This window comes from Halomonas sp. 707D4 (assembly GCF_024158685.1).
GTDB lineage: Bacteria > Pseudomonadota > Gammaproteobacteria > Pseudomonadales > Halomonadaceae > Vreelandella.
Genome location: NZ_JAMZBD010000176.1, coordinates 1 through 6,014 on the forward strand (window position 1 = coordinate 1; position 6,014 = coordinate 6,014).

Below are 6,014 nucleotides of genomic sequence, written 5' to 3' on the forward strand. Positions count from 1 at the left end.
CCGCGAAGCCACACCAGCTGGCGCCAGCGCCGCCGCGCCAGGCGCTGCGCGTGGGCGGCGAGCGCCTGGGCCTCGCGCATCGCAGGGGCGCCACTTCGATTAAGCGATCTTTCAACGCTGACTGGATTCACTACGATTTCCACAGTTTGGCAAGGTATTCTTCGCTAATGTAAGAAGCTGATTGTAAAGAAATAAATTCGCTATTGGAGTAAGTGACTGCACTTGCGCCCTACCACCATCGGCTATGGCGCGCGGGCGCGACGAGTATGCTAGCTTATCGCTGTAGCGCCCCCAAATTGACGTAAACGTCAACCTGCGCTCGTTTTCCTGACCGTTGCCAACATCAACAACACCACACGTAGGGAACTCACCATGAAAATGACGTCACGCTTCGCCCTGACCGCGCTTGCGACCGGCGTGCTGCTCGCCTCCACCGCCCAGGCCCAGGAACAGTGGACCATGACCTCCACCTGGGCGGACAACCTGGATCTGATCCAGATCGACCGCCACTGGGTGGAGCTGGTCAACCAGCTCGCCGGCGACGAGCTGCAGATCAACTTTCGCGCCGGCGGCACCTTGATGCCCGGCACCGAAGTGTTCGACGCCACCGAGACCGGCAGCATCGAGGCCGCCGGCGACTGGCCGGGCTACTGGGCCGGGCTCAACCCGGCATTCTCGCCCTTGGCCACCACCACGAGCCTGTTCAACGGCGTGGACTACCTGAACTGGATCCAGCAGTGGGGCGGGCGCGAGCTCTACGAGGAGATCTACGGCCAGTTCAACATAATGTACCTGCCCTACGGCATCACCAACAACGAGTCCGGCTTCATGGGGCGCACGCCGATCGCCAGCATCGCCGACCTCGAAGGCAAGCGCCTGCGCCTGTCCGGGCGCGACCAGGGTCGGGTGCTCGAACGCCTTGGCGGCTCCCAGGTGACGCTGGCCGGCGGCGAGGTGTACCAGGCCATCGAGCGCGGCGTGATCGACGCCGGCGAGTTCTCCACCCCGGGCGTGGACTACAAGGCGGGCTTCTCGGAGGTCGCCGACAACTGGGCGACGCCGGGCTGGCACCAGTCCGCCAGCGTCTTCGGCGTGATGATCAACATGGACGCCTGGAACGCGCTTTCCGAGGAGACCCAACAGAAGCTGCGCATCGCGGCGGACGCCACCATGGCCTGGTCGCTGGCCTGGTCCGAGCGCGAGTCCAACGAGGCGACCCGTCAGTTCGTCGAGGATGGCGTGACCATCAACCAGTTCTCCGACGAGGACCTGGCGCAGATCCAGCAGGTCACCAACGAGGTGATCGTCCAGGGCGCCTGCGAGAACCCGGACCACGCAAAAGTGTACCAGTCGATGGTGAGCTACCTGCAGGATTACGCCACCTGGCGCGACGTCTCCTACCCCTTCAACATGAGCCGCACCATGGACAATCTGCCGTCGCTTGAAGAGATCGAAGCCTGCCTTTAAGGCGCCTTTGTCGCCCCGGCCTGGCCGGGGCCTCAGCTGACCGCGGAGAGTCTCCATGCTTGCCATTGCCAAGGCGATCGACGCTTTCAACGAGCTGTTCGGGCGTCTGATCGCGCCGCTGATCGCCATTATCACCCTGATCGTACTGTACGACATCGGCGCGCGCTTCTTTCTGGGCCGTCCCAGCGACTGGGCTTTCGATGTCACCAAGATGCTGTTCGGCGCCCATTTCATGCTGATGGCCGCTTATGGGCTCAAGCACCACGCCCACGTCGAGGTCGACGTGATCAAGCGCCTTTTGTCGCTCAAGCGCCAGGCACTGCTGACGCTTGCGGGCTACCTGATCTTCTTCGTTCCCTTCATCTGGATGCTGCTGAAGTACGGCTGGCTGTTCTTCGATCGCGCCTTCAGCCGGGGCGAGACCACCTACGGCATGGTGGCGCTGCCGGTCTACCCCATCAAGGGGGTGATCGTGCTCGCCGCCGCGCTGATTCTACTCCAGGCGATCGCGATCGTGCTGCGCGCCGTGATCACCCTGCGTGAGGAGCGCTCCCATGAACTTGAGTCCTGAGCTGTTGGCGCTGGTGATGTTCGGCGGGCTGCTGTTGGGGCTCTTCATGGGCCACCCCCTCGCCTTCGTGCTCGGCGGCGTGGCGGTGATCGGCGCCTTTCTCGGCCCCGGCGAGCGGGTGCTGGGCACCTTGATCAACAACATCTATGGCAACGCCATGGACAACTACGTGCTGGTGGCGATTCCGCTGTTCGTGCTGATGGCGCGGTTTTTGAACGACTCCGGCGTCACCGAGCGGATGTTCGACGCCATGCGGCTGCTTTTGGCCAACCTGCGCGGGGGGCTGGCGCTCACCGTGGTCATTGTCTCCGTGCTGCTGGCGGCGACCACCGGCATCGTCGGCGCCTCGATCGCGGTGATGGGCATGATCGCCCTGGTGCCGATGCTCAAATACGGCTACAACAAGGAGCTCAGCACCGGAGTGATCATGGCCAGCGGCTGCCTGGGCATCCTGATTCCGCCGAGCATCATGCTGATCCTGATGGCGAGCTACTCGCCGGTCTCGGTCGGCGCGCTGTTCGCCGGGGCCATGGTGCCCGGCGTCATGCTCGGGGTGATGTACGCGCTCTACGTGCTGATCGTGTGCCATTTCAAGCCGGAATTCGGCCCCCCGGTGCCGAAGGAGGAGCGCGCGCGGGTCAGTACCGGCGAGCTCTTGAAGATGCTCGGCAAGTACGTGCTGCCGCCGATGGCGCTGATTCTCGGCGTGCTGGGCGCGCTGTTCGCCGGGATCGCCACGGCCACCGAGGCTTCGGCGATCGGCGTTTTGATCGCCTTCATCCTGTTTCTGATCTTCGGTGATCGCAAGCTCTCGACCTGCTACCGCACGCTGATCGACGCCGGCAAGACCACCACCATGGTGATGCTGGTGCTGGTCGGCGCGACCGCCTTCACCGGCGTGTTTTCCCGGGGCGGCGGCATGCAGGTGATCCAGGATCTGTTGCTGGCCATGCCCGGCGGCACCACGGGCGCGCTAATCATGATGTTCCTCCTAGTGTTCGTGCTCGGGATGTTCCTCGACTGGACCGGCATCGTGCTGTTGAGCTTTCCCATCATGCTGCCGATCATCCAGCAGATGGGGGTCGACCCGCTGTGGTTCGTGGTGATGGTCGCCGTGGTGCTGCAGACGTCGTTTCTCACCCCGCCGTTTGGCTACGCGCTGTTCTACCTGAAAGGCGTGGCCCCGCCCGGGGTGGAAACCATCGACCTGTACCGCGCGGTCATCCCCTTCTGCGCGCTGATCCTGCTCGCCTGCGTGCTAATGGCCTTCTTCCCGGTGCTGGTGACCGGGCTTCCCGGGGTGATGGTGGGGTACTGACCCAGTGGCGGCGCCTCGCCCGGGCGCCGCCGCGGTGATAACATTCTTGGCCGCATTGCTTTCTCATCGGCGGAAACACCGCCGGTCATGCGATTCGCCAAGGAGCCCACGACGTGTCGAATCCCCCCCACCGCTCACTGCCGGCCAACGCTTCGTCCAAGCTCCGTCCTTCGTTCTGGTCGATAGCGCTTTTCGGCGTGGCGCTGGCGGTGGCCCTGCCGATCCTGATCGTGCTGGGGCATGTCGTCGTGCCGACACAAGGTATCTGGGAGCACCTGGCGAGCACGGTGCTGCCGCGCTATCTCGTCAATACGCTGTGGCTGACCTTGGGCGTGGGGCTCGGCACCCTGGTGCTGGGCGCCGGCTGCGCGTGGCTGGTGGTGATGTGCCGCTTTCCCGGCAAGCGCGTGTTCGAATGGGCGCTTCTGCTTCCGCTGGCGGTGCCGACCTACGTGATCGCCTACGCCTACACGGATTTCTTCCAGGTCGCGGGGCCGTTTCAGAGCGCGCTGCGGGCGTGGTTCGACTGGCAGTACGGCGACTACTACTTTCCCAACATCCGCTCGCTGGGTGGGGCGGCCACCCTGATCACCTTCGTGCTCTACCCCTACGTGTATCTCCTGGCGCGGGCGTCGTTTCTGGAGCAGTCCGTGGGCATGCTGGACGTGGGGCGCACTCTGGGGCGCGGCCCCTGGCGGCTCTTTTTCAGCGTGGCGCTGCCGCTTTCGCGCCCGGCGCTGGTCGGCGGGGTGGCGCTCGCCCTGATGGAGACGCTGAACGAGTTCGGCGCGGTGCAGTTCTTCGGCGTGGATACCTTCACCACGGGGATCTATCGCACCTGGTTCGGCCTTGGCGAGCCGGTGGCCGCCGCGCAGCTGGCGGCGTGCCTTCTGAGCTTCGTGATCGTGCTGGTGCTGCTCGAGCAGTTCTCGCGCGGCAAGCGGCGCTATTTCCACGCCAGCAGCCGCTACCAAGCGCTGCCGGAGTATCTCCTGAGCGGCCCCCGCGCCGGCGCGGCGACGCTTGCCTGCTTCGTTCCGGTGTTCGTCGGCTTTCTGTTGCCCAGCGGCATCCTGCTCGAGCTGGCGCTTCGCCAGGGCGATGCGCTGCTAGGCACGCGGTTTCTGCGCTTCGCGCTCAATAGCCTGGGGCTTGCCAGCATTGCGGCGCTGATCGCCGTGGCGCTCGCCGTGGTGCTGAGCTACAGCGTGCGCTTGAACGATACCCCCGCCGCGCGGCTCTTCACCCGCGTGGCGGCGATGGGCTACGCGATTCCGGGCTCGGTGGTGGCGGTGGGCATCCTGATCCCCTTCGCCTGGCTCGACAGCACCTTGAACACCTGGCTGCACGCCCGTTACGGGGTGATCGTGGGGCTCGTGTTCAGCGGCACCGCCTTCATTCTGGTCTACGCCTACGTGGTGCGCTTTCTGGCGGTGTCGTTCAACGCGGTGGAGGCGAGCCTTGGCAAGGTGACGCCGAGCATGGACGCCGCTTCACGCACCCTCGGCCACAGCGCAGGCAGTACGCTCAAGCGTGTCCACACGCCCCTGATGCGCTCGAGCCTGCTGGCAGCGGGCATCCTGGTGTTCGTCGACGTGATGAAGGAGCTGCCGGCGACGATGATCCTGCGCCCGTTCAACTTCGACACGTTAGCGGTGCGCGCCCACAGCCTGGCCTCGGACGAACGCCTGGCCGAGGCCTCGACCGCTTCGCTTGCCATCGTGCTGGTGGGGATCGTGCCGGTGATTCTGTTGAGCCTGGCGATGCGCCGGGCCAAGCCTAGTCGCGACGCGCAAAGATGAACACCTGGGAGTGATCCAGGGCGATGTCGACCTCCTCGCCCGGCGCCGGCAGGTAGACGCCAGGCACGCGGGCGTGAAGGTGCGCCTCCTCACCGTTGCTGCCGTGGGCGCACAGGTGCAGAAGGCTCGAGCGGCCGAGAAGCTTCGCCATGATGACGTGGCTATGGCGATGCGGCTCCCCACCGGCGCGCGCGCGCTGGCGCACGCTCAGCGCCTCCGGGCGGATCATCACCCGCACCGGCGTCTCGTCTTCCAGCCAGTCGGCCTTGACCGTGCCCATGGGTGTTGCCACCTCACCGCCCTTCACCACGCCGGAAAGCTCGTTCACCTCGCCAAAGAAGGTCACCACGAACGGGTCCGCCGGCAGGCAGTAGAGTTCGAACGGGGTGCCGACCTGCAGGATACGGCCATCGCGCATCAGCGCGATGCGATCGGCCATGAACATCGCCTCTTCCGGGTCGTGGGTGACCAGCAGCGTCGCCGTGCCCAAGGTCTTTAGCACGTGCAGCGTATCGTCGCGAATGCGATCGCGAAGCCGTGCGTCCAGGCTCGAGAACGGCTCGTCGAGCAGCATCAGCCGGGGTGACGGCGCCAGCGCCCGGGCGAGTGCCACGCGCTGCTGCTGCCCGCCGGAGAGCATGTGCGGGTAGCGCTCGGCGTAGTCGGCCATGCCCAGTTGGGTCAAAAGCTCCATCGCCCGAGGCGTGCGCTCGCGGCGCGCCAGGTGCTTGAGCCCGAAGGTGACGTTCTCCAGCACGCTCAGGTGCGGAAACAGCGCCGACTCCTGAAACGCCAGGCCGACGCTGCGCTTTTCCGGCGGCAGGTGCGCCCGACCAGGGCCGGCGATCTCCTGGCC

At 65.6% G+C, this 6,014-nt stretch carries 5 protein-coding genes; 4 read left to right on the top strand and 1 reads right to left on the bottom strand.

The window, feature by feature from the left end; genetic code table 11:
- Positions 1–372: 372 nt before the first annotated feature.
- The 4 genes from dctP (at position 373) to BIS11_RS09170 (ending at position 5,158) form a co-directional block, all read left to right on the top strand.
- Positions 373–1,467 (top strand): TRAP transporter substrate-binding protein DctP, encoded by a 1,095-nt coding sequence (gene dctP, locus BIS11_RS09155; protein WP_253426566.1) that lies wholly within the window; start codon positions 373–375, stop codon positions 1,465–1,467.
- A 55-nt stretch (positions 1,468–1,522) separates the two neighbouring features.
- A complete protein-coding gene (locus BIS11_RS09160; RefSeq protein WP_253426569.1) occupies positions 1,523–2,038 on the top strand; it encodes a TRAP transporter small permease subunit in 516 nt (171 codons plus the stop codon).
- Positions 2,022–3,356 carry a TRAP transporter large permease subunit gene (locus BIS11_RS09165; protein ID WP_253585953.1) on the top strand — a complete coding sequence of 445 codons (1,335 nt, stop codon included), beginning with the start codon at positions 2,022–2,024 and terminating at the stop codon, positions 3,354–3,356. The genes BIS11_RS09160 and BIS11_RS09165 overlap by 17 nt, the downstream gene beginning before the upstream one ends.
- Before the next feature lie 137 nt (positions 3,357–3,493).
- The gene (locus tag BIS11_RS09170) at positions 3,494–5,158 is read left to right on the top strand and encodes an iron ABC transporter permease (RefSeq protein WP_253424643.1); all 1,665 of its coding nucleotides are present in this window, start codon (positions 3,494–3,496) and stop codon (positions 5,156–5,158) included.
- Here BIS11_RS09170 and BIS11_RS09175 read toward each other — a convergent pair.
- On the bottom strand, positions 5,136–6,014 hold an 879-nt coding region (locus BIS11_RS09175; RefSeq protein ID WP_253585954.1), incomplete at its 5' end, for an ABC transporter ATP-binding protein. The two genes, BIS11_RS09170 and BIS11_RS09175, sit on opposite strands and share 23 nt — an antisense overlap.

What these genes read in the sequence shown, in the direction of transcription:
- dctP (WP_253426566.1), top strand. Translation starts at nt 373, where the DNA reads ATGAAAATGACGTCACGCTTCGCCCTGACCGCGCTTGCGACCGGCGTG.
- BIS11_RS09160 (WP_253426569.1), top strand. Translation starts at nt 1,523, where the DNA reads ATGCTTGCCATTGCCAAGGCGATCGACGCTTTCAACGAGCTGTTCGGG.
- BIS11_RS09165 (WP_253585953.1), top strand. Translation starts at nt 2,022, where the DNA reads ATGAACTTGAGTCCTGAGCTGTTGGCGCTGGTGATGTTCGGCGGGCTG.